Annotated in this window: 26 protein-coding genes; 3 read left to right on the top strand and 23 right to left on the bottom strand. The window is 71.2% G+C overall.

Annotation, left to right across the window (positions count from 1 at the left end; genetic code table 11):
- Nucleotides 1-3: 3 nt before the first annotated feature.
- The 21 genes from A6A06_RS23095 to A6A06_RS22995 form a co-directional block, all read right to left on the bottom strand.
- Entirely contained in the window at nucleotides 4-1,245 is a 1,242-nt protein-coding gene (locus A6A06_RS23095; RefSeq protein WP_073763145.1) for a beta-ketoacyl-[acyl-carrier-protein] synthase family protein, read from the bottom strand.
- Nucleotides 1,242-1,493 (bottom strand): acyl carrier protein, encoded by a 252-nt coding sequence (locus tag A6A06_RS23090; protein ID WP_079194244.1) that lies wholly within the window; start codon nucleotides 1,491-1,493, stop codon nucleotides 1,242-1,244. Before A6A06_RS23090 ends, A6A06_RS23095 begins: the two co-directional genes overlap by 4 nt.
- On the bottom strand, nucleotides 1,480-2,745 hold the full coding sequence (locus A6A06_RS23085) for an acyl-CoA dehydrogenase family protein (RefSeq protein WP_073763144.1): 1,266 nt from the start codon (nucleotides 2,743-2,745) through the stop codon (nucleotides 1,480-1,482). The genes A6A06_RS23090 and A6A06_RS23085 overlap by 14 nt, the downstream gene beginning before the upstream one ends.
- Nucleotides 2,745-4,016, bottom strand: coding sequence for an aspartate aminotransferase family protein (locus A6A06_RS23080; protein WP_073763143.1), 1,272 nt, complete (start codon nucleotides 4,014-4,016; stop codon nucleotides 2,745-2,747). The genes A6A06_RS23085 and A6A06_RS23080 overlap by 1 nt, the downstream gene beginning before the upstream one ends.
- The gene (locus tag A6A06_RS23075) at nucleotides 4,013-5,110 is read right to left on the bottom strand and encodes a hypothetical protein (protein WP_199931075.1); all 1,098 of its coding nucleotides are present in this window, start codon (nucleotides 5,108-5,110) and stop codon (nucleotides 4,013-4,015) included. The genes A6A06_RS23080 and A6A06_RS23075 overlap by 4 nt, the downstream gene beginning before the upstream one ends.
- Nucleotides 5,107-6,072, bottom strand: coding sequence for a hypothetical protein (locus A6A06_RS23070; RefSeq protein WP_073763141.1), 966 nt, complete (start codon nucleotides 6,070-6,072; stop codon nucleotides 5,107-5,109). The genes A6A06_RS23075 and A6A06_RS23070 overlap by 4 nt, the downstream gene beginning before the upstream one ends.
- The gene (locus A6A06_RS23065) at nucleotides 6,069-6,524 is read right to left on the bottom strand and encodes a type II toxin-antitoxin system RatA family toxin (RefSeq protein WP_073763140.1); all 456 of its coding nucleotides are present in this window, start codon (nucleotides 6,522-6,524) and stop codon (nucleotides 6,069-6,071) included. Before A6A06_RS23065 ends, A6A06_RS23070 begins: the two co-directional genes overlap by 4 nt.
- 22 nt (nucleotides 6,525-6,546) lie before the next feature.
- Nucleotides 6,547-7,050, bottom strand: a complete 504-nt coding sequence (locus A6A06_RS23060; RefSeq protein ID WP_073763139.1) for a hypothetical protein — start codon at nucleotides 7,048-7,050, stop codon at nucleotides 6,547-6,549.
- Nucleotides 7,043-8,014: a hypothetical protein gene (locus tag A6A06_RS23055; protein ID WP_199931074.1), complete on the bottom strand. Its 972-nt coding sequence runs from the start codon at nucleotides 8,012-8,014 to the stop codon at nucleotides 7,043-7,045. Before A6A06_RS23055 ends, A6A06_RS23060 begins: the two co-directional genes overlap by 8 nt.
- On the bottom strand, nucleotides 8,014-8,805 hold the full coding sequence (locus tag A6A06_RS23050; protein ID WP_073763328.1) for an ABC transporter permease: 792 nt from the start codon (nucleotides 8,803-8,805) through the stop codon (nucleotides 8,014-8,016). The genes A6A06_RS23055 and A6A06_RS23050 overlap by 1 nt, the downstream gene beginning before the upstream one ends.
- A complete protein-coding gene (locus A6A06_RS23045) occupies nucleotides 8,795-9,697 on the bottom strand; it encodes an ABC transporter ATP-binding protein (RefSeq protein WP_079194242.1) in 903 nt (300 codons plus the stop codon). Before A6A06_RS23045 ends, A6A06_RS23050 begins: the two co-directional genes overlap by 11 nt.
- A gap of 5 nt (nucleotides 9,698-9,702) precedes the next feature.
- On the bottom strand, nucleotides 9,703-10,770 hold the full coding sequence (locus tag A6A06_RS23040) for a S66 peptidase family protein (protein ID WP_073763137.1): 1,068 nt from the start codon (nucleotides 10,768-10,770) through the stop codon (nucleotides 9,703-9,705).
- The gene (locus A6A06_RS23035) at nucleotides 10,761-11,771 is read right to left on the bottom strand and encodes an asparagine synthetase A (protein ID WP_073763136.1); all 1,011 of its coding nucleotides are present in this window, start codon (nucleotides 11,769-11,771) and stop codon (nucleotides 10,761-10,763) included. Before A6A06_RS23035 ends, A6A06_RS23040 begins: the two co-directional genes overlap by 10 nt.
- 116 nt (nucleotides 11,772-11,887) lie before the next feature.
- A complete protein-coding gene (locus A6A06_RS23030; protein WP_073763135.1) occupies nucleotides 11,888-12,652 on the bottom strand; it encodes a P-loop NTPase in 765 nt (254 codons plus the stop codon).
- Complete coding sequence (locus tag A6A06_RS23025) at nucleotides 12,649-13,701, bottom strand: phosphotransferase (RefSeq protein WP_073763134.1); 1,053 nt, start codon at nucleotides 13,699-13,701, stop codon at nucleotides 12,649-12,651. The genes A6A06_RS23030 and A6A06_RS23025 overlap by 4 nt, the downstream gene beginning before the upstream one ends.
- A gap of 49 nt (nucleotides 13,702-13,750) precedes the next feature.
- Nucleotides 13,751-14,200, bottom strand: coding sequence for an NUDIX hydrolase (locus tag A6A06_RS41975; protein ID WP_073763133.1), 450 nt, complete (start codon nucleotides 14,198-14,200; stop codon nucleotides 13,751-13,753).
- Between the two features lie 5 nt (nucleotides 14,201-14,205).
- The gene (locus tag A6A06_RS23015; protein ID WP_073763132.1) at nucleotides 14,206-15,036 is read right to left on the bottom strand and encodes a class I SAM-dependent DNA methyltransferase; all 831 of its coding nucleotides are present in this window, start codon (nucleotides 15,034-15,036) and stop codon (nucleotides 14,206-14,208) included.
- A gap of 446 nt (nucleotides 15,037-15,482) precedes the next feature.
- A complete protein-coding gene (locus A6A06_RS23010; RefSeq protein ID WP_206780369.1) occupies nucleotides 15,483-16,529 on the bottom strand; it encodes a ParB/RepB/Spo0J family partition protein in 1,047 nt (348 codons plus the stop codon).
- A gap of 1,214 nt (nucleotides 16,530-17,743) precedes the next feature.
- Complete coding sequence (locus A6A06_RS23005; protein WP_242440877.1) at nucleotides 17,744-19,411, bottom strand: BCCT family transporter; 1,668 nt, start codon at nucleotides 19,409-19,411, stop codon at nucleotides 17,744-17,746.
- Between the two features lie 310 nt (nucleotides 19,412-19,721).
- Nucleotides 19,722-20,339 carry a class I SAM-dependent methyltransferase gene (locus A6A06_RS23000; protein WP_242440901.1) on the bottom strand — a complete coding sequence of 206 codons (618 nt, stop codon included), beginning with the start codon at nucleotides 20,337-20,339 and terminating at the stop codon, nucleotides 19,722-19,724.
- Nucleotides 20,340-20,618: 279 nt separating this feature from the next.
- The gene (locus tag A6A06_RS22995) at nucleotides 20,619-21,128 is read right to left on the bottom strand and encodes an ATP-binding protein (RefSeq protein WP_073763325.1); all 510 of its coding nucleotides are present in this window, start codon (nucleotides 21,126-21,128) and stop codon (nucleotides 20,619-20,621) included.
- A gap of 194 nt (nucleotides 21,129-21,322) precedes the next feature.
- Between A6A06_RS22995 and A6A06_RS22990 the strand changes: the two genes are divergently transcribed.
- Together A6A06_RS22990 and A6A06_RS22985 are read left to right on the top strand one after the other, a co-directional pair.
- Complete coding sequence (locus A6A06_RS22990; RefSeq protein WP_073763129.1) at nucleotides 21,323-21,565, top strand: DUF397 domain-containing protein; 243 nt, start codon at nucleotides 21,323-21,325, stop codon at nucleotides 21,563-21,565.
- 90 nt (nucleotides 21,566-21,655) lie between these two features.
- Nucleotides 21,656-22,570, top strand: coding sequence for a helix-turn-helix domain-containing protein (locus tag A6A06_RS22985; RefSeq protein ID WP_073763128.1), 915 nt, complete (start codon nucleotides 21,656-21,658; stop codon nucleotides 22,568-22,570).
- An 82-nt stretch (nucleotides 22,571-22,652) separates the two neighbouring features.
- Here the strand turns inward: A6A06_RS22985 and A6A06_RS22980 are convergent, their stop codons facing one another.
- Both A6A06_RS22980 and A6A06_RS22975 read right to left on the bottom strand, forming a co-directional pair.
- On the bottom strand, nucleotides 22,653-23,468 hold the full coding sequence (locus A6A06_RS22980; protein ID WP_073763127.1) for an SAM-dependent methyltransferase: 816 nt from the start codon (nucleotides 23,466-23,468) through the stop codon (nucleotides 22,653-22,655).
- A gap of 316 nt (nucleotides 23,469-23,784) precedes the next feature.
- Nucleotides 23,785-25,287: a SulP family inorganic anion transporter gene (locus tag A6A06_RS22975; RefSeq protein WP_073763324.1), complete on the bottom strand. Its 1,503-nt coding sequence runs from the start codon at nucleotides 25,285-25,287 to the stop codon at nucleotides 23,785-23,787.
- A 397-nt stretch (nucleotides 25,288-25,684) separates the two neighbouring features.
- On the opposite strand from A6A06_RS22975, the gene A6A06_RS22970 reads away from it, so the two are divergent.
- A complete protein-coding gene (locus A6A06_RS22970; RefSeq protein ID WP_073763126.1) occupies nucleotides 25,685-26,104 on the top strand; it encodes a MerR family transcriptional regulator in 420 nt (139 codons plus the stop codon).
- The last annotated feature ends 34 nt before the right edge of the window (nucleotides 26,105-26,138 follow it).

Below are 26,138 nucleotides of genomic sequence, written 5' to 3'. Positions count from 1 at the left end.
ACGTCAGACGGGCCGTCCGTACGGCGCGAGCACCAGGGACACGTTGTGTCCGCCGAAGCCGAACGAGTTGCTCACGGCGGGCATGAACCCGATGTGGCGCGGAGCCGCCGTGACGACGTCGAGGGCCTCCGTACCCGGGCCGGGACGGTGGTGGTTGGCCACCGGCGGCACCTGTTCGCGGGCCGCCGACAGCAGGGTGACCGCCGCTTCCATCGCTCCGGCGGCGCCCAGCGAGTGGCCCAGGACCCCCTTGGACGCGGTGACGGGCGGGCCGTCGCCGCCGAAGCAGTCGGTGATCGCGCGGGCTTCCGCCAGGTCGTTGCGCCCGGTGGAGGTGCCGTGGGCGTTGATGTGGCCGATCTCGTCCGGGGCCAGACCGGCGTCGGCCAGCGCCAGCCGCATGCAGTCGGCCGCCACCCGGCCGTCCTCGCGCGGCGCGACGATGTGGTGGGCGTCGGAGTTCGACCCGTAGCCGAGCAGTTCGCCGAGGATGTCCGCTCCCCTGGCCACGGCGTGCTCCCAGCGCTCCAGTACCAGGAACGCCGCGCCCTCGCCCATGACGAAGCCGTCGCGGTCGGCGTCGAAGGGACGGCTCGCGGCGGCCGGGTCGTCGTTGCGGTGGGACATCGCCCGCATCCGGGCGAAGGACGCCATGACCACCGGGGAGACGGCGGCCTCCACCCCGCCGGCCACCACGACGTCCAGCTCACCGGACCGGATCTTGAGCGCCGCCTCGCCGATGGCCGTGGCGCCGCTGGCGCAGGCGGTGGCGTAGGTGAGGGCGGAGCCCTCGGCGCCCAGCCGGAGGCTGATCCGCGCCGCGGCGCCGCTGGCCATGACGCGCGGCACGGTGAACGCCGGGACCATCGCGGGGCGGTCGCCGTACTCGGACATGACGTACTCCGTCGGCGTCAGGCCACCCGCGCCGATGCCGACCGCCACACCGGTCCTGGCCGGTTCCGACGCGCCGTGCAGCCGCGCGGCGTCGACCGCGTCGGCCGCCGCCGTGACGGCGAGCACGGCGGCCCGCTCCATCTGCCGCAGCTCGCGCACGGAGCAGTACGGCTCGGTGTCGAACTCGGGTACGCGGCAGGCGAAGGTCACCGGCAGCCCCCGTTCGACGAACGCGTCGACGGTGGCGGCGGTGGGGTGGGCCTGGAGCAGGGTGTCCATCACCTGTTTGACGTGGGTGCCCGCGGGCGTCTTCATGCCGATCCCGCAGACCGCCACGCGGTGCCGGTTCACTGCCGCTCCTGCATCCGCTTGTACAGCACGTCGACGGCGTCGCCGACGTTCTGCATCCCCATCAGGTCCTCGACGTCGATGCGGTTGCCCAGCACGTTCTCCAGCCGGGTGCCGATCTCCATCAGCTCCAGGCTGTCGACCTCGTACTCCTCGCGCAGGTCGGTCGCCTCGGTGATCCCGTCCTCCTCGCACCCGACGACCTTGGCGATCTGGGCGGATACCACCAGGGCCAGTTCAGCTCGCTCCATTGCCGGTTCCTTTCTGTTCTGCGTCGGCCTGGCCGCGCAGTCCGGGAGCCGCCTCGTCCAGGTCGAGCGTGGCGGGCAGCCCCAGTGCGCGGCGCCCCAGGTACTGCCTGGTCGCGACGGGGGTCGGTGGGTGGAAACGGATGGCCTGCGCGTCGCGCCACAGCCTCTCCAGGGGCAGTGCCCTGGAGTACGAGGCGCCGCCGCACGCCTCGGCCAGGGCGCCGACGGCCTCCGGCACGACCCGTACGGCCTGCTGCTTGACGCCCAGCGCGGCAGCGACCAGGTGTTCCGGGGAGGCGCCCGCCTCCATGCGCCGCGCCACGTCGAAGCAGGCCGCCTCCAGCGTGAGCAGATCGGCCACGCGGTCCCCGATCGCCGCCTGGTAGCTGGGCAGTGCCGCCCGGACGCTGTCGAGGTGTCCCACCCGTATCCGGCCCATCAGTGCGGCGGCGTGCCGCAGCGCCGTCTGGGCCACGCCCAGGTAGCACGCGGTCGCGGTGAGCGCGAACCAGATGGTGCCGGCGGCGAACACGTCGTCGTCCTCGGAGCCGGCCGGGGCCTGGTAGAAGACCAGTTCCTTGGGGATGAAGCAGTCCTCCAGCACCAGGGTGTTGGAGGCCGAGCCGCGCATGCCGAGGGTGTCCCAGTCCTCGACCACCCGCAGGCCGGGCGCGTGCGTCGGCAGCAGCGCGACCAGCACCGCGGCCGGTGCGGACGGTTCCGGGACGGCCTGTACCTGGAGGCAGACCAGGTCCGCCTCGGCCGCCAGGGAGCACGGGCGCTTCGTGCCGGACACCTGCCAGCCGCCGGGTACGGGCTGCGCCGTCAGGGTCGAACGCGTCGTGGAGCCGCCGAGGTGGGGTTCGGCGAAGGCCGAGGCCAGCAGCCGGTTCTGGGTGGCGATGGCCTCCATGAGCAGCCACGAGGTGTCCGTACGGCGCTGCCAGTGCTCGACCATCAGCCCGACCGAGAACAGGTGCATGTTCACCGCGACCGCGAGCGCCGGGTCGGCGGCGCCCAGGGCCCGCTGCATCGCGCAGCATCGTACGAGTCCGGCGCCGCCGCCGCGGAACTTCTCCGGCACCGGGCGTCCCGGCCAGTCCGCTTCCCGCAGGAGCCGCAGGCTCCCGGTGGACGGCCTGCCCTCCCGGTCGGACTGCGCGGCGCGGTCCGCGATCTCGGTGAGCAGGTGGTCCGGCAGCTCCGCCGTCACCTCCGGCCACAGGCCGTCGAACGGGTTCACGAGGCCCATCACGCCACCTCGCCCGGACGCCGCCCGCCGATGGTGCGCCGTGCCGCTTCGACGGTGTCCGCCAGCAGCAGCACCGCCCGCCGGACGTCGGCCTCGGTCGCGATCAGGGGTGGCAGCAGGCGCAGTGTTCCGGGGCGGCTCAGGCACGGGGAGACGAGCAGTCCGCGCTGGGCCAGTCCGACCACGGTCTCTCCGGCGTATTCGGGGGTGGCGAAGTCGACGCCCCAGATGAGGCCGCGTCCGCGCACCGCCGTCAGCACGTCGGGGAAGCGTGCTCGCAGGTCCTTGAGCAGGGTTTCGAGCGCCTTGGAGACCCGGGCCCCGTTGTCGGCGTGCGCTTCGACGGCGCGCAGCGCGGCCGGTACCGCGGCCATGCACAGCGGCTGGCCGCCGAAGGTGGCGGTGTGGCGGAACGGGTCCTCGATCAGGGGCTGGTACAGCTCCTGGGTGCAGACCGCGGCGGAGACCGGGACGACGCCGCCGCCCAGCGGTTTGCCGAGCAGCACCGCGTCGACCGGCAGTCCGGCCGCCAGGGACAGCGAGCGTTCGCCGGCCCTGCGCAGTCCGACCTGGATCTCGTCGGCGATCACGAAGGCGCCGGCCCGCTTGGCGTCGTCGCTCCACCGGCGCAGGACCTCCGTGTCCAGGGGGACGACGCCGTTCTCGCCCTGGACCGGTTCGAAGACGACGGCCGCCAGGTCACCGGCCGCGGCGGCCCGGCGCACCGCGTCGCCGTCCGCGGGGTCGACGTGCTGCACGCCGCCGAGCAGCGGCTCCAGCCCGGTGCGGAACCGTTCGTGCGAGGTGAGGGCGAGCGCGCCCATGGTCTTGCCGTGGTAGGCGCCGCGTACCGCCACCACCGTGGACCGGCCGGTGACCAGGCGGGCCAGTTTCACGGCGACTTCGACGGCGTCCGCTCCGTTGGTGCCGAAGTACACCCGGCGCAGCGGAGAGTCCAGATAGGTCACCACTTCCTCGGCCGCGGCGGCGGCGAGCGGGCTGCTCAGGGTGCGGGTGGACACCGGCATGGCTTCCAGCTGGCCGCGTACCGCGTCGACGACCGCCGGGTAGCGGTGGCCGAGCAGTGTGACGGCGTACGAGCCGAAGTCCAGGGCGCGCCGCCCGTCGGACAGCACCACCTCGCATCCCTCACCGGACACCTCGACCTCGCCCTGTCCGGCGAACTTCCCGGACAGGGCGAGCGCGGGCGACATGTGGCGGCGCAGCCGTCCGAAGGTCTCCTTCGGGAGGGTGTCATCGTGCCGGGTCATCGCCGCTCCCCGGGCCGGAGTCCGAGTTCGGTGAACAACGCGTGCGTGGCCGTCCGCAGGTGCCGCATGTTCTGCCGCAGGCGGTAGCACGGCACTTCGCGTATCAGCCGGTCGATCAGCTCGGTGCGCCGTTCACGGTGGGTGGTGGGGAACCACTGGGCGAGGAACGGGTCGTACTTCAGGGCCCGGTCCTCGACGTTCTCCAGCAGGGCCGCGCGTGCTTCCCCGGCTTCCAGGCGCTGCGGCACCGGGTCGACGGCCGCGTCGTCGAAGGCCGGGAAGACCACCGCGGTCAGCTCGCCGGCGGGCCGCAGTGCGCAGCCGGTGACGGCGGCCAGCTCGGCGCAGCGCACCCATACCGAGCCGGGCAGCACCTCTCCCTGTTCGGTGGTGAGGGCCTCGGTGGTGAAGTGGCGGCCCCGGAAGCCGTTGGTCGGGTGCGAGGTGCCGGTGAGCAGGGACGTCAGGCCGGGGTGTGCGGCCGCCAGTGCCAGCAGCGCGTCGGTCCGCAGGTTGACCGACCGGGGGAAGCCGTGGCCGGTCAGTCCGGTGTCGTCGCCGGTGAACACCACGTCGTCGTTGGACACGAAGTCCGCGCGCCCGTTGAGCAGGGCGCTGAGGATGCTGGAGGTCTTGCCGGAGCGCTTGCCGCCGAGGAAGGCGATGCCCTTTCCGCCCACGCCGACCAGTCCGCCGTGGACGAAGAGGTCACCGCGCGCGTAGCTCTGCCAGCGCAGCAGGTTGCGTACCGAACGCAGTACCTGCTGGTCCCGCCAGGACGACGGCGGTCCCACCACGGCCACGCGGAGGCGCTCGCGGTCCATCCACAGCACCCGGTCGGGTTCGTACTCCGAGGAGTAGCTGACCCGCTGCCACGCCCCGCCCCGCGGCGGTGCCTCGCGCACCAGCACGCTCGGGAGGCCGCCGGGTGCCGCCTGCTCCGGCCACGGGGCGGGGGTGAGGAAGGGGGCCGAGAGCGTGCCCAGCTCGGCGAGCGTGGCCGCGTCGGCGCTGACGCCGACCTCGCCGTGCACGGCCCGCAGGACGGCACGGGTCCCGGACCGCTCGGCCGTGTGGCCCGGAGGGACGCTCACCGGCTCCACGCTCCTTCTGTCTCGGCTGCGGCACGGGCCTGCTGCGCGTGGGTGTCGAAGAGGTCCAGCAAGGGGGTGTTCGCGCCCCAGGGAGTGGCTTCCGTCAGCGGTACGGGGGCGAAGCGCTCGACGTAGGCGAGGATCACGTACGCGTGGTAGGCGGCGTAGAAGTGCAGCCGCCAGGCGGGCGCGCCGCTGCGCTCGGCCAGTACGCGGGTGCCCGCGCTGCCCGCCCAGTGGATCAGCGCCTGGCCGAAGGCGGCGGCGGGGTCGCCGGCCCACAGCACGGGGAGGTTGACGCACACCGGCCCGGTGTCGCTCACGACGAAGTTGCGGTTGTTGATGTCCGCGGCGACGAGGCCCGGCTCGGGGGTCTCCTCGTCGAGCCGCGTGGTGAGGCCGGTCAGCAGCTCCCGGAGGGCGTCGTGCCGCATCCGGGCCAGTGCGGGCGCCTTGCCGCGCTGTTCGTCGAGGTAGGTGTGGAGGAAGGCGGACCAGCTCGGCTGGTCCGCCGTCATGTCCGCGTCGAGCTTGCCGAATCCGGCGACCTTGACGGCGGCCAGTTCGTCGAGGAGGTCGGCGAGCCGGCCGGCCCACTCCCCCGCGCTGTGACCGGCCGTGGGCAGGACGCTGTCCAGCGTCGGGCCGGGCACGTAGTCGGCGAGGAGGTAGGCGGAGCCGTCCGGGTGGGTGAGCACGGACCGCAGTCCGCACAGGCGCGGGCTGCCGGCCAGTTCGGTCCGTACGGCGTGCTCGGCCGCGGGCATGCTGGACGCGTCGAGCAGGTGTTTGAGGGCGTACCGGCGGCCGTGCTCGTCCCGTACCCGCCAGACCCGACTGTTCGAGGTGGACAGCAGGGCCGGGTCGGCGATCGGGCCGAGGTGGCCGGTGGCCCACGCGATCAGGTGGGCGGGCGGATCCACGGCCGTGGCCGGGTGGCCGCCCGGGGCGGGGGCGTTCACCGGGCGGCTCCCGTGTCCGCCGACCGCGACCGGTGGCCCAGCTGCTCCAGCATGGCGCGTGCGTTGTCCTCCAGGGCGCGTGCGGCGACCGGGTTGAGCAGTTCGCTCATCATCGGGATGCCGATGTCGAAGTCCACGTGGAGTTCGGTGGTGGTGCCCTGCTCCCCGGCGGTGACCTGCCAGTAGCCGGTGAAGCGTGCCAGGTCGCCGTCGGTCTGCCGGAAGTCGATCCGGCGGCGTGCGTGGTCGATGAACTCCTCTTCCTCCCATTCGAGTTCGGAGCCCTTGAGCAGGACCGACCAGGTGCTGACCCGGCGGTCGCCCTCCCATTCGACGACGCTGATGTCCTGGACCTCGGTCATGTAGCTCGGGTACGCCTCGTTGTCCAGCAGCGTCGCCCACACCTCGGCGGGGTCGTCCTGGGTGGTGTGGCTGGTTGTCACGGTAGGCATGTGCCCATCCCCTTCTCGGTTCTCAGATTCCCCACTGGTCCCAGTCGACGGGCCCCAGGCCATGGGTGGCACGCAGTTCCTCCAGCGAGGCGGCGATGCGTACGGTCGGGAAGTAGCCCTTGGCGGTGCGGATGACGGGAATGGTCAGCGGTATGGCGTTGCGCAGCTGTTCGTCGTGCTCGTGCACCACGGCCATGGCGGCCTCGGCCGTCTCGCGGGTCGCGGTGGGCGGAGCGGGCAGGTCACGCAGCGCGCGGGCGGCCGGTGACTCCTCGACGGCCAGGTGCAGATGGTGTTCGAGGTGTCCGGGCGGGCGTACGTAGCCGTCGCCCACCTGTCGGCAGTAGACGATCGCGCGCAGCGCCACCGCGCACGACTCCACGCACGCCGGGTGGTTGCCGTCCTCGTAGGCCGCCTGCATGTCGGTGAGGGACGTCTGTACGGCCATCGCGTACTGCCAGGCCATGCCCGCTCCGTGGGTCAGCAGCCACGTCAGGTCGGTGCCGTCGGTACGGGTCTCAGGCATCGGTGGCCTCCGTCAGCGCGTCGTCGGACGTCTCCAGCACCAGTTCGGCGTTGCGCAGCGCGTCCAGCAGGCGCCGCGGCCCCACCGAGTCCGCTGCCCGGTGCACGCTGCCTTCGGCGGAGACGGCGTCGCCGATCAGCCGGCCGTGCCGGGTCAGGGCGAATTTCTCCCGCCCCAGCCGGACGGTCTGCCGGTCGGCGTCGGTGCGTACGGTGACGTAGCTCCACGGGTCCCGGTCGCCGAGCCCGGTGCCGTCCAGCAGTTCCGTGAGTCCGGCCTGGTCGCTCACCTCGTAGTGGCGGCGGACGGCTGTCGCGCCGAGGCCGAGTCTGGCGGCCCGGTCGGGGAGCCACTTCTCGCTGGTCAGTACGTCACCTGCGGCCCGGCAGCGCAGTTCCAGCAGTTCCCGGCCGGCCCGGCGGTACAGGTAGCGTGCGGCGTCCGCGTCCTCGGCCCGTTCGGCCAGCCGGGCCACGGCCCAGATGCCCATCAGCTGGTCCAGTCCGGCCCGCACGACGGTGGGCAGGACGGCGGCCGCCTCCGACGCGTCGAACACGGGCGGCTGGTCCGGGTGCAGGGGCAGGGAGTTGAGCCAGCGCGCGGCGGTACGGCGGGTGCGTCGGCCGGGGGCGGGGCCGGTGCTCACCGTTCCGAAGGGCAGCTCCAGCACCGGGAAGGCCCGTGCCGCGTCGACGAGCCGGCCCGGCATCGTATCGGGGTAGTGCTCGACGTCGACGGGTGTGTTCCCGGCGAAGAAGAGGTAGGCGGGGGTCGGCTTGGTGATGCCGGGCACCAGCATGTGCACGTCGATGTCGCTGCCGCGGTTGCCGAGCCCGCCCGCCAGCGATCCGACGAGGTGGGCGGAGCCCGTGGTCAGCACACTGCCGCCGAGTGAGAGCAGTTCCTCCCGGGTGAGCCCGACGACCTTGAGGGCTTGCTCCACGCTGACGTGTGGTCGTTCCATCACGCCCACGACACCTTCCTGTGGTCCGGTTTCAACATGAGTGCGGCCAGCAGTCCGAGGCCGGCCGCGAACAGCAGCAGTACGCCCAGTTCGGTCAGCACTCCCCCGGTTCCGGACCCGCCCGAGATGACGCTCTGCATGCCGCGCACCGCCCAGTACGAGGGCATCGCCGGCGCCAGCGGCTCGGCCCAGCCCGGCAACAGGGCCCGGGGCACCAGTGCGCCGCCGAGCCCGGCCATGACCAGCGCCAGCACGTTGGCGAGCGCCGTCATCTGCACCACGGTGCGGCACAGGGCGAAGCCGAGCACCCCCAGCGCCACCAGGCACAGGGCGAACGCGAGGACCAGCAGCGCCAGCGCGAACAGGGAGCCGTGCACCCGCAGGCCGAACAGCGACCAGCCGGCGACCAGCAGGACGGTCATCTGCGCCACCAGGACGCCGAGCGGCACCACGACCTTGCTCAGGACGAGCACCGGCATCCGTACGGCGGTGGCGCGGTAGCGGTTCCAGGTGTTCCAGCCGTGGTCCCGGAAGAAGGCCATGCCCACGTGGGACACCAGGAACATCGAGAACATCACCGACATCCCGGGGACCGCCTGTTCGGCCCCGTTCACCGGCTCCGCCCCGGGCAGGGTTCCGGCGGAGACCAACGCGCTGCGGTAGGTGGGGATCAGGAAGGCCATCAGCGCCAGCGGCATGACGGTCAGGATGATCTGCGGCACGAGATCGCGCCGCTGCAACCGCCACTCGTGGCCGACCAGCAGGCCCGCCGTACGCACGTCAAGAAGCATCGGCACGTGTCTTCCCGCCCTCCTCGACGATCCGGTCGAAGACTTCGTCGAGGCTGGGCCGCCGGACCTCCAGCCCGGCGAGCCGGTCCAGGTCCGGGCCGAGACCGCGCAGCACCTTCGGCAGGTCGCCGGGGCCGTCCGCGACCACCGAGACACTCCCGGCCGTCCCCGTGCCGTCGTCGTCCTCCTTGAAGTGCATCTCGATGACGGTCTGTCCGAAGCGGCCCAGCAGGTCGTCCACCCGGCCGCGTGCCGCGGTCCGGCCGTCCTTGAGCAGCACGACCTCGGCGTCCAGCGCCTCCACCTCGGGCAGGTAGTGGGTCGAGTAGCAGATGGCGGTCCCCTCGGCGGCCAGCTCCCGTACGTGCTGGAGCAGCGCACGGCGGGTGGCGGGGTCCACGCCGACCGTGGGCTCGTCCAGGAGCAGCAGCGGCGGGCGCGCCGCCGTAGCCATGGCGCAGTGCACGCGCCGCTGCTGCCCGCCGGAGAGGGTGCGCACCTGGCGGTCCGCCACGTCTTCGAGGAGCATCGCCGACAGCGCCACGTCCACGGCGCGGTCGCGGCCGGAGCGGCCGACGCCGGATATGCCCGCCCAGTTCCGCACGTTCTCCCGCGCCGTCAGGGTCGGGAAGACGGCCAGGTCCTGTGCCGCGTAGCCGATCCGCTCCCGGCAGGCCCGCGCCTGGCGCGCGACGTCCATCCCGCACACCGAGACCGAGCCGGAGGTCGGCCGGGTCTTGCCGACGACGACGTCCATGAGGGTGGTCTTGCCGGCGCCGTTGGGCCCCAGCAGCCCGACGATCCGGCCGGGTTCGATGGTCAGTGACACGTCCCGCAGCGCGGTGTGTTTCCCGTACGCGGCGCAGACCCCGCGGACTTCGAGTATCGCCATGGCCGTCAACCAGCCTCCGGGGCGGCGGCTTCCCGCACGGTCAGCCGGGGTGCGCCGCCCTCGGTGCCCACCTCGGCGTACGCCCCGATGGGCAGGGTCAGGACGGGGTCGGTGTGCCCGAACTCGGCCTCGGCGACCACCGGGCCCGCGGTCTGCCGGACGAGCGGTGCCAGTGCCCGGCGGACCTGCCGTGCGGACCACTGCTCCCGGTGCACCTGGCCGAACCGGCCGAAGACCAGGGCCGCAGCGCCGCGCACGACGTCGTGCGCGCGCAGCACCTCGACCGACTGCTCGAACTCCTCCCAGGTGGCGGTGTCCGACTCCTCCAGGAAGATCACCCGGCCGGGCCAGCGGTGCTCCGGCAGGGCCCGGCAGAGCACGTCCTCCGCCAGCGTCGCGATGTTGGCCGCCACCAGGGGGCCGCTGCCGGTGCCCTCCTGCCACACCTGACGTGGCGGAGCCGGCCGGCCGACGCGCCGCCGGTCGTCCGCGCTGTCCCAGAACAGCGTCTCGACGGTGACCGTGTCAGCCGTGGGCAGGTGCGCCGTCGGCCCGCCGGACAGCTGTGCCCAGACGCTGTCCCATGTGTAGTCGGCGCTCCCGCCGAACTCGCCGAACTGGGGCAGCGCGGCCGGACCGTAGTACGTGACCCAGCCGAGCGTCTGGTGCAGCCACAGGAGCAGCGAGGACATGTCGCTGTACCCGACGACCGCGGTGGGGGAAGCGGCCAGCACCCGCGGGTCGAGGTGCGGCAGCATGTCGCGGCAGCCGAGCCCGCCCACCGTCGAGAACACCGCGCGTACGCCCGGGTCGAGGACGGCCGCGGTGAACCGCTCGGCGCGGGTACGCCCGTCGCCGGCCCGCTCCTCCTCGTCGAGCCGGACGGTGACGTCGGCTTCGGGGCACAGCCCGCGCCGCCGCAGGTCCGCCACCGAACGGGCGAGCCGGCGCGGGCACCGGGCCGCCAGCGGCCCGGAGAGGGACAGCAGGGCGACCCGGTCCCCGCGCCGTACGGCGGGCGGCCGCACCGGGGCGCCGGCCGGCCCGTGTGCCGTGGTGGTGCCTACATCCACGTGGGCACGCCCTTCAGACGGGGCATCACGTGCAGGTCGCGTACGTCGTCGTGCTGGAGCACCCACGCCAGGAAGCGCTCCAGGCCGAGGCCGAATCCGGCCGTGCGCATCGGTGCGGCGTCCTTCATGTGCAGATACCAGTCGTACTTGTCCGGCGCGACGTGGTGCTCGTCCAGTGCCCGCAGGGTGGCTTCCTTGGTGGCGTGCCGCTCGCCGCAGCCCACCACCTCGCCCAGTCCGAAGAGCAGGTCGGCGCAGCGGGCGGTCCCGTCGTCGTCCCCCGCCTGGTAGAAGGGCACGGCGAGGGCCGGCATGTGGGTGACCCAGACCGCGCCGCCGAAGCGCTCGATGAGCTGGTGTTCGCCGCCGCGGGCCAGCGTGCGCACTCCGGGCTCGGGTTCGCTCACGTACTCCGGGTCCACCACCTCGCACGCCTCGGCGAAGGTGATCCGCGGGAAGCTGTCGCGCGCCGCCATGTCCCGCAGGTGGGAGAGGTCGCCGGTGAGGGCGGAGAGCCGGGCCGCGACGGATGCGGTGAGCAGCGCGCCGCACAGCGCCCTGATGTACGCCTCGACCAGCTCGATGACGTCGTCGAGTCCGCCGGGGATCTCCGCCTCGGAGTGGAAGAACTGGTTCAGGTGGGTGGCGTCGGGGTCCTCGCCGCGGAAGGTGGGCATGACGTAGTACGCCCCCGGGAGCCCGTGCCGCAGCATGAACTCCAGCTGGAACTGCATGGAGTCCGCCAGGTACGTGGGCTCTCCCATGAGGTCGACCTTGACCGGGAGGCTGTCGCTGCCCAGGCCCATCGGGCTGGAGACCGAGTTCACCGTGATCGGCATCAGCACCGGCGCTATGCCGCGTCCGCGGTAGAAGTCGTAGGTGGCGTGCAGTATCTCGGCGTTGAGGCGGGTGATCGTGTGGTACCACTGGCTCTCCAACGCCATGGTCAGGTGCTTGACCGGGTCGTCGAAGGTGCTGGTGACCTGCAAGCCGCTAGGCATAAAAGCTCTCCCTTAACTCGTCGCTGTCTTGTCCGGGTACACCGGCGCTCCCTCATGGGCGGTCCGCTGCTGCGAGGTATGTGCACGCGCGGTGGGCCGGGCCGCCGGGGCCCCGGTCACACCGCGCGCCGGATCGCGTCCGCGGTCGTCAGGTCCTCCACCACGGCCTCGAACACCGCGGTGACTCCGGTGCTGCGGCCCTCGTCGGTGAGTGCGATGGGGGTTCCGCCGTCCCCGCTGGCCGCGATGGCGGCGATCATGGGCAGTTCGTGGCGGGGCAGCTGGTCCCTGCCTTCCGGCCGCGGGAACAGCTGGTGCCGCGCGTCGCAGTCCGGGCAGCGGAAGTACGCCATGTTCTCCACGACGCCCTGCACCGGGACGCCGAGCTGGTCGAGCATCGACACGCAGCGCCTGGTGTCGGTGAGGGCGACGTCCTGCGGTGTGGTGACGACCACCGCGCTGCGGATGTCCACCAGCGAGGCCAGTGCCATGTGCACGTCGCCGGTGCCCGGCGGGGTGTCGATCACCAGTACGTCGGGGTCCTGCCAGTCGACGTCCCGCAGCATCTGCTTGAGGGCGCCGCGCAGCAGGGGCCCCTTCCACGCGAGCGCCTGTGCGGGCGGCGCGAGCAGTCCGGTGGACATCAGGGATATCCCGTGGCGGGTGGGCGGCTGGATGAGTCCGTTGCGTACCGCCGGGCGTTCGTCCAGCCCGAACATGACGGGCAGGCTGGGTCCGTGCAGGTCGGCGTCGAGGAGTCCGGTGCGTACGCCCCGGCCGGCGAGCACGGCCGCGACGTTCGCCGCGACGGTGGACTTGCCCACCCCGCCCTTCCCGCCGCACACGAGGACCATCGTGGTCTTGGGCAGGATCTCGCTCACCGCGCCGCCTCCTCGTCGGGCACCGCAGCCACCAGCCGGTCGAGCAGCCGGACGAGTGCGGGAAGGTGGTCCGGGCCGAAGTCGTCCCGGATGAAGCCGAGGCAGGTGAGTTCGACGAACACCGCGCCCAGCGCCCACGGGAGGCACTTCTTCTCGGTGCCGGTCAGCGGGGAGACCGCCTGGTAGGCGCTCAGGAACGCGCTGATCGCGGCGGCGTCGGGCGCGTCCGGCTGCGTCCGCGCGAAGTTGGTGGAGTCCTCCCGGTACGCCAGGACGCAGAAGGTCAGCACCGCTTCGGCGACATCGTGCAGCCGTGCGGCGACATCGCAGTTGTCGAAGTCCAGTACGGTCTGCACCTGGTCGTCGTCCGCGAACAGGAGGTTCCACGGGTTGTAGTCGCCGTGCACCGCGACGGCGGGCAGCCCGCCGAACCCGGCGGCCCCGGCACGGCCCTCGGCCCGCCGGAGGAACGCCCGGTAGGCCCCGGCCACCGGGGCGGCGTCCCGGTCCTGCTTGCCCCAGACGGTTTCGAGCAGCTGGATGTGGTCGTACGCGATGGAGAAGACATCCTCGCCCGGGGCGCCGGGCACCACCACTTCCGCCGCGTGCAGACGGGCGAGCGTTCCGGCCGCCGCCCGCGTCTGCTGCGGTCTGCCCTCGTAGCGACGTCCGTTGGAGAACTCGAAGAGGACGAAGCGCTCGTCGTGGATGGATGTCCACAGGCGGCCGTCGCCGGTCGCGACCAGCCGGGCGACGGGGACGCCGGCCCTGCCCAGTTCCTGCTGCAACGCGGTGGACATGGCCACCTGTTCGTCCGTGTCGCAGTACCAGGGGATCTGTTTGAAGAAGTAGCGGGCGTCGCCGCACTCGACGATCACTTTCTTGCTGGTCTCGGAGCGCACCTCCAGCAGGGTGCAGCGGTTTCCGTCGACCAGAATGGGAAGGAAACAATCCACGTCCGCCAGGCGATAACGATCAGAGATGATCCCCATCGCCCGTTCGTCGAGATTGAAGAAGTCCTTCCGTATCGGTTTTTCACGGACCGGCATAGTTCTCCTGTGCTTCCCGTAGCGCGCTTCCGATCAGCGCGGCGGCAGTTTAGTGGGCCAACCGATCGTGGACGTCTTCCGCCAGCGCGAGGTATTCCCGGGTCCATTTCGGTGCGCCGGAATCCTCCAGCTCCCGGCGGGACAGCCACACCACGGCGGCCACCTCCTGCGGGTTCTGCGGCACCGGTTCGCCACCGGGGAAGTCCGCGCAGAAGACGACGTTCACCACGTTGCCGCCGTCCGGAAGGGCGAAGTGGGCGCTGGTCACGTAGTGCAGGGGTCCGGTGAGGTGCAGGCCGATCTCCTCGGCCACCTCGCGCCGCACGGCCGATTCGAGTACCGGGCCGCCGTCCCCGTCGCGCACTTCGACCTTGCCGCCCACCAGCGCGAGGGTTCCGGCGGCGTGCGCCTCCCGCGCGCCCCGGCGGATCAGCAGCCAGCGGTCCCCTTTGCGGAGGGCGACCTCGGCGTTGCAGATGAAACGTGCCGCCTCCCCCACCGGCGTCAGCCCTTCTTCCCGACGATGAAGATATTGTTGCCGCGGGCGGCGACGTCGGGCATGGCCGTGATGGTCTTCTCCATGTCGAGGACGTCGGCGAAGACCTGCGGGTCCTCCAGGAGATCGACGATGTGCTTGCTGGAGCCCTCGATCTGGGTTTCCTGGAAGGAGGGGTAGAGGGTGGCCGGGAACCCGGTGACGACCTCGACCGAGCAGCCGGCCCGTTCGTACATGTCCGCCAATTCACGGGGGGTGAACAGGCGCAGCGGCGGCATGTCGTCGGTGAAAGTGGCGCTGCCCTTGTCCACCGCGTTGCGCGCCTCGGCGAGACGTCCGTTGGCCAGGTTGAAATAGGCGGAGTGGTAGCGGTTGGGCGCAAGCGTGACGATGCGTCCGCCGGGCTTGAGCCGGCCGCTCAGGGTGGCGATCACCTTGGCCGGATCGGTGAGGAATCCGATCACGTTGTGGAAGTTCCAGATGACGTCGAACGACCTGGTGGTCACTTCCTCCGGGAGCGCTTCCAGATTGCCCTGGACGATCTCCATACGGTGCGCCCGGTCCCCGCTGCGCTTGGCGGCGGCGACGGCGAGCATGTCCTCGGAGAGGTCCACGAGCAGTCCGCCGGACCGCGGGTAGGCGTCCAGCACCTTGGCCGTCCAGCGGCCCGTGCCGCCACCCGCGTCCAGGAACGCGAAGTCTTCCGGCAGGCCCTCCAGGACGTGCCGATTCAGGGCGTCCCACAGCAGTTCGTCCGACAGGCGCCAGTAGACCTGCTGGTCGACCTCGTCGTAGCGGTCGGCCTTGTCCCGGAAATAGGAAATGATGTCAGCGGTCATGGGAGCCCCGATCAATCGTCGTTGGCGAAAATACCGCGGAACACCCCGACGGGCGCGGCAGGTTTTTCGCAGATCCATGGCGACAGCCTCGGTCGGTCTTTCTCCGAACCCCGAAACCGGCAGGACAGTAACACGCCATCCCGGCCCTTCAACATGATCTGCATGAAACACACTTGGCTTCGCGATACACGTTGAAGCGGCAGAGCCCGGCGGCCGTCATTCACCGCCGACGGAACATCGAACGGTCCGTTCGATATCCATGTTGATCGGAAACGGAATACGAGGAACGGCCCACCGCGGCGCGCTCGCGAACCGCGTACCGCAGACACGTCGGCGGCCGTCGGCAACCACTGCCGGCGGCCGCGGCAACGCAGACACGGCTGATTCCGTGTATCACCGGATCCTGCCCGGTGGTCCACGGAATCAGCCGTGCGTCTCATCTCCGGTCAGTGCGTGCCGGATTCGATGTCCTCGGCGAACTTGAGCCAGTGGTCGGCGCATGCGCGGGCAGCCTGGGCCACCGCTTCCCTGCAGTGTTCCGGCACCCTTTCGGCGAGCCAGCGGCGCCGTTCCTCATTGCAGATGGCATGGGATCTCAGGAGTTGCAGCAGGGCCCGCCCGGCTTCCGTGCGCATGGACGGATCCTTGCCCAGCCGCGGCAGAGTCGTTTCGGCAAGAGCGGCGACCGCCCCGGCCGAAGAACCCGCCGGCGCGTTCCGGGGCGGTTCGGCAGCCCGGGGACGGTCGCGTCGCGGCAGCGTGGCACGGAGTTTGGGTGGCAGCGGATCCCGGCCCTGGCGCAATCGGTCGCGTACGTCCTTGGCCGTGGCGATGCTCACCCCGGCGTCGGTGGCGACCTGCCGGAGCGTACGGTCGGGCTCGGCCTTGAGCAGCTGGTACGCGCGCAGCCGCCCCTCGGCCGGGTTGAGCGGGCGGTACCGCCCGTCGCGCCCCACCCTGATTTTCAACTGTTCGACATGTTCAGTTGAACGCTCACGGATAGCCGCCACGGTACCGGCCACGAGACCGGTGACCGCCGCGATACGCCGGTCCGACCACTGCGGGTGCGACACGAGGATGCGGGCTGCCGCGCCGACCCGGTCGGCCTGGCTGAGCGGCCGCCCGTTGGCCGAGTTCAGCCGGACGGCCAGGACGAACGCGTCCTCCCCGCGCCCCGCCAGGAGATGGACCTCGATACGGTCCTCACCCCGGAGCTCGGCGGCGCGCACGCGGTGCATTCCGTCTATCACCCGCATGGTGTCGCGGTGCACGACGATGGGCGGGAGCGCGACATCCAGACCGGCGAGCCGGCGGACGTACTCCATGTCCTCACCGTCGAGCCGCGGGGAATCGGACGGGAGCAGCGAGGAAAGGGGCACCGTGAGAGTTTTCCGTCCGTCCCACGCCCCCACACCCGGCCCGCGCCATAAGCGCGCATCGGCCGAATGCACGGGCACGGCATCCAGAGCGGTGTCCGCGGGATCGTGCGCCACGACGTCAATCACCCCGGCACAGGACGAATTCTGCCAGGTCTACGCGCACCCCGGCCCTTTCCCGGTGCGGAAGGCCGGGACCGGAGGAATCCGCTCCCCCCGGGCCTCTCGGTAATACGGCGCCGCGGACATTGATCCTGTTCATGACACGTCCCCCCTGCGGAAGCCAATCGCGACGAGACCCCTCGGCGATCTCTCGCCCCACGAGTGCGGGCGCCTGGTCAACGGCTACCGCGCGGCTCTCCGCGTCACGGGAACAGGAGCATTCCCTTCCTTCAGCACGCCGGCACGGAAGGGAAGTCCTGTGTGGTGAGGTTTGCGATCTTCGTCGCGGATGACATTGAGCCAGACCATAGCTGGCGATTTGCGGCCGTACAACAGCCGCGAACAAGTTTTTTCAGCATCTGACCACCGGCGGGAGATCTGCGCGCCACTTGCCGGACACCCGGTTTTCACTCGGCGCCGCAGGCCCGCCTCCTTGCCGCCGCGGCCATCCGGCGAAGCGGCGACAGGTCCGGCGCATCACCGTCGGCAGCACACGGAGCGAGATTCTTGACGACCCGTCAGAAATGCGGAGGTGACCGGAAGTTGTATCGGCCACGTGGGAGTGGGGTACGGCGGTGTCACCGCGGCCGGACCGGCGGACGCAGCCGCGACCGGTCCCCGTGGACGAGGATTGCGTCGCGCCCGCCGCCGCCCCTGCCCCGGCGCGCATCAGGGGCGGCGGCCCCGCTCCGTACCCCACCTGACGGCAGCTGCACGACGGCCGGAAATGCAGGAACATTCCTTGCCGCCCCCTCCCCGCAGTTTCCGCGGAAAGCCCCGCGGAGGGGGCGAAAGGCAGCTGCCACGGCCAATTCCCCATTCGACGCTGCCTTCCGCACCGTTTTCCGGAGCATTCAGCCCTGGACCGAGGCACAGAACCTCCCCGGAACGCCGGCCTCTGACTCCCCCGCCCCGACGGCCGCAACACCGCCCCCGATGATCGGCTTCAGCGGCTACGCGGCCCCCACGGGCGCACCGACGGTTCGTGACCTGGCCCGGACGCGCCGGCACCGGGGCGGGGGCACGGTCCGCGTCCGGCTGCCCCTACCCCAGGGAAAACCAGGGTGACCGAGACGGCGCGCCACCCCGGAAATCGAGCCGGGCATCATTTCACGCAGCAGCCCACGACGTACCCGACGGCATAGGATGCACCACCGCACATTCACGGCTCACGAGGCGTCCCGCGCATGTTCCGGAGCCGTGGCCGACGGCTCGGCCGGGAGGAGGCCCTGTTCCCGGGCCATCTCCTTGGCCACTCGCGGAGCGGTCCAGAGAGTCGGGAGCATGATGAAGCCGACGGGCACCGCCGTGACGACGATGAAGGACTGCAGCGCGGTGATGCCGCCGTCACCGACGAGGATGAGCACGGCAGCCGCGGCGCCCATGAGCAGGGCCCAGAAGGCGCGTACCGCACGGGTGGGTTCGCCGGTCTTCGTCCCGGCGGCGGCGATGCTGTACGACATCGAGTCGGTGGTGGTCACCACGAACGTGATGGTCAGCAGGAGCAGCGCGACCGCGACCACGGCCCCCATCGGGAGCTGTTCGGCCATGGAGATGACGGCGGCGTCCATGCCGACGGCCTTCAGCGGGCCCGAGACGGCGCCGGGGTGCTGCTGTTCGAGGAAGATGCCGGTGCCCCCGAACACGGTGAACCAGAACATGGTGGCCAGCGGAGGAATGATCGCGGTGGAGACCACGAGGTCACGCACCGTACGGCCCTTGGAGATACGCGCCACGAAGATCGACATCAGCGGTCCGTAGCCGAGGAACCAGCCGAAGAAGAAGACCGTCCAGGAACCGAGCCACGCGTGATCGCCCCGGTTCAGGGCCAGCGGCACGAAGTCCTTCGCGTACTGTCCGAGTCCGCCGAGGAAGGAGTCGAGCACGAAACCGAGGGAGCCGAGCACGAGGAAGACGGCCATCAGGGCGACGGCGAGCCAAATGTTGGCCCTGCTGAAGAACTGGATGCCGCGGTCGATGCCACTGGCGACGGACAGGACGGCGACGACGGTCAGCAGCACGATGACGCCGAGCTGTACGGGGTATCCGCCGGAGATGCCGAACACCTTGGACAGGCCGTAGGAGACCTGGAGCCCGAGGAAGCCGATCGGCCCGACGGTGCCCGCCACCACGGCGATGACGCAGACGATGTCGACGGCGGCCCCCAGCCGGGAATGCCGGATGCGCTCACCGAGCAGCGGGTACAGCAGCGTCCGCGGGCGCAGCGGCATGCCGCGCTCCTGGCCCCGGATCATGACGATCGAGGCGAGGGTTCCGAGGACGGCCCAGGCGAGGAAGCCCCAGTGCGCGAAGCTCTGGGAGAGCGCCGCCTCGGTCGCCTGCCGGGTGCCGCTCTCTACGCCCTCGTAGTACGGCGGTGTCTCGACGTAGTGCTGTACGGGCTCGCCCGCCGCGAAGAAGACGCCGCCGCCCGCCAGCAGCGTCGACATGATCATCGCGACCCACTGGAACCTGCCGTACTCCGGGCGCGCCCCGGAGCCGCCCAGCCGCACCTTGCCGTACCGGGAGAAGCCCAGCCACAGCGCGACGCCGAACGTCGCGAGCAGCAGTACCTGCCACAGCGGACCGAACCAGCGCGCGACGAAGGTGAAAATGGTGTTCACGACGTCGCCGGTGGCCGTGGGCGCGATCAGCGCGGCCAGGACGAACGCGGTGAGCAGCCCGCCACTGACGGCGAGCACCGGTATGTCGGTGCGTCTACGGTCTCCGGATGGCGACGCGGCCACCGTATGGCACGCGTCATCACCGTCCGTGGTCGGCTCGGCCCCGGTGGGGACGTCCGCGTCGGGGACGGTTCGGGCAGGGGGAGTCGGCATGAGGTTCCTTGCTGACGGGGTCGTTCGCACACGAGGGCACGACGCACCGCAAGGACGCACGCGCTCACGAGACGCAGGACCGCTCGGTGCGCGGGTCGAAGGGAAAGGCTGCTATCCGAGAGGCGATATGGTCAAATTCAGGACAGTCGCCCGCACCCCGTCGACGCCGCTCTGACGTGCGGTTTCGTCGCCCGGTAGGGGTTCCGTGGTTGACGAGGGTCACGCCTGGGCCCCCATGTGTCCCCGGTCGGCGCCCTCGCCGAGCGCCGGCCCGGCCGCCCCCTCCGAAGGGCCGCCCGTCAGCTGACCGTCAGCCGGCCGCCCCGGAGGCGGTGACCACCTGGGTCCGCATCCACGGTCCGCCCCACCACATCCGCCAGCCCACCGAGCGCACAGCGATCCCGCTGACCGGCAGCGTCCCCAGGGTCTCCCCGTAGCGGGCCACGGAGCGGCCGATGTCGACGATCACCAGTCGCCCCCCGGGGCGCAGTACACGCGCCGCCTCGGCCACGGCCTTGCGTCGCCCTTCGGCCTCCTTGATGTTGTGGATGGCCAGGCTGGAGAGCACGACGTCGAATGCGCCGTCCTCGAACGGCAGGTCCCGCAGGTCACCGGTGCGGAGATCCACCCGGGCGTCGACCCCCTCGGCCTGCGCGTTGCGTGACGTGGCGCTCTCGGCGTTGCCCAGCTGGTCGGCGGCACGCCACAGATCCACGCCCACCGCGTGGCCCTCCGGCAGCCGCCGGGCACCGGCCAGCAGCACGGCACCACGCCCGCAGCCGAGATCCAGGATCCGCTCGTCGCCCCGCAGCTCCAGAGCGTCCAGCAGCTCCTCCCACACCGCGAACTTGCCGCGGCGCGTGGCATGCACGTACAGCACGAAGCCGACGGCCATCACGAGCGCACACAGAAACGGCAACCAGGCCACTCCCATCCCGGGCCCCGACAGCGTGGCGAACCCCGCCACCGTGGCCCCCACGGCTCCACAGCCGAGGCCGAACAACGCGTACGGGGCATCGATGCCATACGCCCCCCGCCGCCGCTCCCGCTTCCCACCGGCTTCGTTCAGCACCACGCGTCCCCCCTCAGGCCCACCGTCACATACGGGAACGATCTTACGAGCCACGTCCCCGCACGACCTGAGAGGGTCTTCCCCGAACCGGCCCACGGCGCCTGAGGGCTGCCCCCGCCGGGCGCCCCTCGTCCGCTACCCCGCGGACCTCGGAGCCCGGAGTTGGGCCCAGACCGTCTTGCCCTTGTGGTCCGGGTGGGTCCAGCCCCAGGATTCGCTGAGCCGGTCGACGATCCACAGGCCCCGGCCCTCCTCCGCGAGTGGCTCGGGGGTCACGAGGACGGGGACGGCCCGGCTGGGGTCGGAGACGGCGCACAGGACACCGGAGTCCTGGTACGCCAATGCCAGCCAGGCCGCGCACACCGCGTCCGGCCGGGGCTCTTCGGTGTCGGTGCCTCTGGGGGTGGCGTGGCGCAGGGCGTTACTGGTGAGTTCGGAGACCACCAGGACGGCGTCCGAGACGACCGAGGCGTGGATGCCCCACCCTTCGAGGGTGGCGGCGGTGAAGCGGCGGGCTTGCGCGACGGCGCTGTAGGCGCCGCTGAGGGCGCACACGGCGAAGTCGTTGAGGCCGACCGCCGGCCGGTCCTCACCCGCTTCCTCGTGGAGGACGTCGTGCACGGTCGGTGCCGGATGTGTAGTCATCGCGATCTCCGCCATGGGGTATTTCGAGGGCTGGGCCGTGCAGTTCGGGAGAGCTAATATCCTCGTCGGCTGCCTTCCGCTGCAAGTACATCTGCAATTGCAGCGGGAAGAACGGCCGCGCGGGGCACGTTTCAGGCCACCGTGCGCACGGTCCGTACCGGTCGGAGGCAGATCCTCCAGTAGGGAGAAACGTGATGGAGTCACTGCCCAACGGCATATGCGCAAGCACCATCGAAGACGCGGTATGGCGCAAGAGCGCCCGCAGCAACCCCAATGGAAACTGTGTTGAGCTGGCGGTTCTCACCGACGGCGGGGTGGCGGTGCGCAATTCGCGGCACACCGGAGGGCCGGCGCTGATCTACACCCGCGACGAGATCGCGGCCTTCGTACAGGGGGCCAAGGACGGGGACTTCGACGACCTGGCCGGGCTCGGCTGACGCATATGTCGACCGGATAGTCACCGCGGCTGTACGAAGAGTTCCCACGATGGGACACTGAGCGTTCATCCGACCAACAGGGGAGTAACCATGGTCGCCGCGCAGCCGGGTCGCGTGCCGCCCCCGCGCCGTCACATCGAACACCCCCGGGGCGGCCCGACGGTCCTGCGGATCGTTCTGGGCACGCAGTTGCGCCGGCTGCGCGAGGCGGCCGGCGTCACCCGTGAGGCGGCCGGGGACGCCATCCGCGGCTCGCACGCCAAGATAAGCCGGCTGGAACTGGGGCGCGTCGGCTGCAAGGAACGTGACGTGGCCGACCTGCTGTCGCTCTATCAGGTCACGGACGAGGCCCTGCGCGCGGAATTCCTGGCGATGGCCCGCGGGACCAGCACCCCCGGGTGGTGGCACCAGTACAACGACGTACTGCCCGGATGGTTCGAGACGCTCATCGGCCTGGAGGAGGCCGCCTCCGTCATCCGGACGTACGAAGTGCAGTTCGTCCCGGGGCTGTTGCAGACCGCGGAGTACGCACGCGGGGTGTGCCGGCTCGGGAACCCGCAAGCCTCCGGCAAGGAGATCGAACGCCGCGTCGAACTGCGTCTGCAGCGACAGGCGTTGCTCACCGCGCCCGGCGCGCCCCGGCTGTGGGCGGTGCTCGACGAGGCGTCCCTGCGGCGCCCGCTCGGCGGCCCCGCCGTCATGGCGGCCCAGCTGCGGCACCTGCTGGACATGGCACGGCTGCCCAACGTCACCGTACAGATCGCCCCGTTCCTCCTCGGCGGACACGCGGCGGCGGGCGGCCCGATCACGATCCTGCGCTTCCTGGAGCCGGACCTGCCCGACATCGTCTATCTGGAACAACTGACCAGCGCGCTCTACCTGGACAAGCGCGACGACGTGGACCGCTACCTCGCCGTGATGGACCGGCTCAGCGCGCAGGCCGAGTCGCCTCGCAACACCCAGGCCATCCTGGAGGAACTGGTCCGGGCCGCGGAAGAGGGCTGACCGCCGGACGCTCCCCGCCCGGACGGTCCGGACGCCCCTCCGGCCCGTACGGTCCTTCCGACCCGGCCCGCCCCTCCCCCGTCTACTGCTTGCGCGCGACCCCGCCGTACTCGATCCACTCCATGGTGCGCTGCTTGGGCCCGATGTCCGCGTCCGGCTTCCAGGTCGACACCTCCACCAGGCCCGGTTCGAGGATCTCCAGGCCGTCCAGAAAGGAACCGAGTTCGGCGGCCGTGCGCACCCGGCCCCACTGGCCCTGGGTGCTGACCCGCATGAACTCGGTGACGAAGTCACGGGTGTCCCGGTCCTCGCTGACGAGCTGGCACACGACCAGGAAGCTGCCGGGAGCCAGGCGTTCCGCGACCCGCCTGATCAGGGCGGCGGGGTCGTCGGCGTCCGGGATGCAGTGCAGAACGGACACGAACAGCGCGGCCACCGGCTGCCCGAAGTCGATCAGCCGTGTCACCTCGGGGTGCCCCAGGATGCCTTCGGTGTCGCGCATGTCGGCCTGGATGACCGCGGTGTTGCGGTTCTCCTCCAGGAGCGCGCGGCCGTGTGCCAGCACGATGGGGTCGTTGTCGACGTAGACCACCCGCGCGTCGGGGGCGACCCGCTGGGCGACCTGATGGACGTTGTCCTGGGTCGGCAGGCCGGATCCGTGGTCGATGAACTGCCGCACGCCCTGCTCCTGCGCCAGCCAGTGGACCACCCGGCGCAGGAACCGGCGGTTGTTGACCGCCAGGACCTGCGTGCTCGGCACGACCTTGCTCAGTTCCTCGCACGCCGCACGGTCCACGGCGTAGTTGTCCTTGCCGCCGAGGTAGTAGTCGTACATCCGCGCCACGCTCGGGATGCTGACATCAACGGTGCTGGACTGCGGCCGCACGTCCTGGCTCATTCCCTGCTCTCCCGTCGCTCGGGCACCTCGCAAAGGCACCACGGCCCGGCCGGCCCACGGGGAGTGACCGCGCCGGTACGGCGACCAACATACCCAGCTAAGGGCGGGTGTTGCAGGTCCACGACCGCAGTCCGTCGCATATCGGGGTGGAAATACCGGAGAGACGGCCGGGCCGGTGTCAAGGGCCGAGTGGTACCCACAACGCCTTCCGGGGAGTTCGCGGAGCGTATGGATCCGGCCGGTCGGGACCTCGACCGGCAGCGGGCCGTCACGGAGGGCCGTCCTCCGTGGCGGCCCGCTCGGACGGGTCCGTCGGTCAGTGGCCGGTGAGTTCGCCGGAGAGCTTGCCGTGGAGGTCGGCGCTCGGATCGTTCAGGCCGATGATCTCGACGGTCTTGCCGCGCTTCCGGTACCTGGTCTCGATGGCGTCGAGGGCGGCGACGGAGGAGGCGTCCCAGATGTGGGCGGCGGACAGGTCGATGACGACGCGGCCGGGGTCGGTGCCGTAGTGGAAGCGGCCGACGAGGTCGTTGGAGGAGGCGAAGAAGAGGGCGCCGGTGACGGAGTAGACGACCGTGCCGTCGTCGGGGCCGGTGACGGAGGTGACGTCGGCGAGGTGGGCGACGCGCTTGGCGAAGACGACCATGGCGGTGACGGAGCCGACGACCACGCCGATGGCGAGGTTGTGGGTCGTTACCACGACCGCGACAGTGATCACCATGACGGCGGTCTCCCCGACGGGCAGCCGCCTGAGGGTCCCGGGCGCGATGGAGTGCCAGTCGAACGTCGCGAACGACACCATCACCATGACGGCGACGAGGGCGGCCATCGGGATGTCGGAGACGATGGGGCCGAAGACGATGCACAGCACCATGAGGAACGATCCGGCCAGGAACGTGGACAGCCGGGTGCGGGCACCGGAGACCTTCACGTTGATCATCGTCTGGCCGATCATGGCGCAGCCGCCCATGCCGCCGAAGAGGCCGGTGACGATGTTGGCGATGCCCTGGCCGATCGATTCGCGGGTCTTGGAGGAGTGGGTGTCGGTGATCTCGTCGACGAGCTTCGCGGTCATCAGCGACTCCATCAGGCCGACCAGCGCCATGGCGAGCGCGTAGGGGGCGACGGTGGTCAGGGTGTCCAGGGTGAAGGGCACGTCCGGCAGGCCCGGCACCGGGAGGGAGGACGGCAGCTCGCCCTTGTCGCCCACGGTCGGGACGGCGATCCCGGCGGCCACGGTGACGGCGGTGAGGACGACGATGGAGACCAGCGGGGCCGGGACCACCTTGGTGACCTTGGGGAAGAGCACCATGAGCGCGAGCCCGCCGATGAGCAGCGGGTAGACGGCCCAGGGCACGTCGTGCATCTCGGGTACCTGGGCGATGAAGATGAGGACGGCGAGGGCGTTGACGAAGCCGACCATCACCGAGCGCGGTACGAACCGCATCAGCCTGGCCACTCCGAGTGCGCCCAGGACCACCTGGAAGACACCGGCCAGGATCACCGCCGCGACCAGGTAGCCCAGACCGTGTTCGCGGTTGAGCGGGGCGATGACGAGCGCGACGGCACCGGTGGCCGCCGAGATCATCGCGCGGCGGCCACCGACGACCGAGAGGGTCACGGCCATGGTGAAGGAGGCGAACAGGCCGATCGCGGGGTCGACCCCGGCGATGATCGAGAAGGAGATCGCCTCGGGGATCAGGGCCAGGGCCACGACGAGGCCGGCCAGGACCTCGGTGCGCCAGACCTTCGGGTCGGACAGCCAGTTCGGGCGCAGGCCGCGCAGGCGCGCGGCGGGGGACGGTGCGGACGAAGACAAGATCGGGTACCTGTCGTGTTCGGGCACGCCGGCGTCGTCCCGGGCGTGCGGGAAGGGGCGGGAGGGCCGGGGCGGCCCTCCGCGTGGCCCGCGTCTGGCGGGCTGAAGTCCGGAGGCGGCAGCGGGCGCGCTCGGAGAGACGCGCGGCTGCTCGGGGGAAGGCTCAGGGGCGGAGCGTCACGGCGGGCAGGCGGCGGCGCCGGGCATCATGGGCATGCGCACGCTCTCTCCTGCACAGACGTCGGTCGTCGGATCGTCGGGCAGTCGGCCTTCGCCGACGGCATGGAGCCGACCCGGTCCACCCCGACGACCCGCTACTCTACCCTAACGTTAGGGTAGAGATCGTCGTCGTCGGCCGCCGCCGTGGCCCCGGGCGACAGAGAGGACGGCCGCCCACATGAGCAGCGAACGCACGGGCAGCACACACATGCAGATCGGCGAGGTCGCCGCCCGCACCGGGCTGTCCCTGCGCACCATCCGGCACTACGAGGAGACCGGCCTGGTCACCCCCTCGGCCCGGTCCCAGGGCGGCTTCCGCCTGTACACCGGGACCGACGTCGCCCGCCTCATGGTCATCCGCCGGATGAAACCGCTCGGCTTCACCCTCGACCAGATGCGCGACCTGCTGGACGCCACCGACCGCCTCGACACCGGCGAGAAGCTGACGGCCGCCGAGCGGGAGGCCGTACTGGAGCGCGTACGCGGGTACGAGCAGGACGCGGCCGAGCAGGTGGAGAAGCTCCGTACCCAACTGGCGCGGGCCGAGGAGTTCGCTGCCACACTGCGCGAACGCCTCAAGCCCGGTCCTGCCTCGTAGCCCCTTCCCCGGCTCCTCGACCGCCGGTTCCGCG

Origin of the sequence: Streptomyces sp. CB02923 (assembly GCF_001905005.1) — a bacterium.
GTDB lineage: Bacteria > Actinomycetota > Actinomycetes > Streptomycetales > Streptomycetaceae > Streptomyces.
Note: the sequence above shows the minus strand (reverse complement) of the source record. Positions and strands in the feature narration are given on the sequence as shown.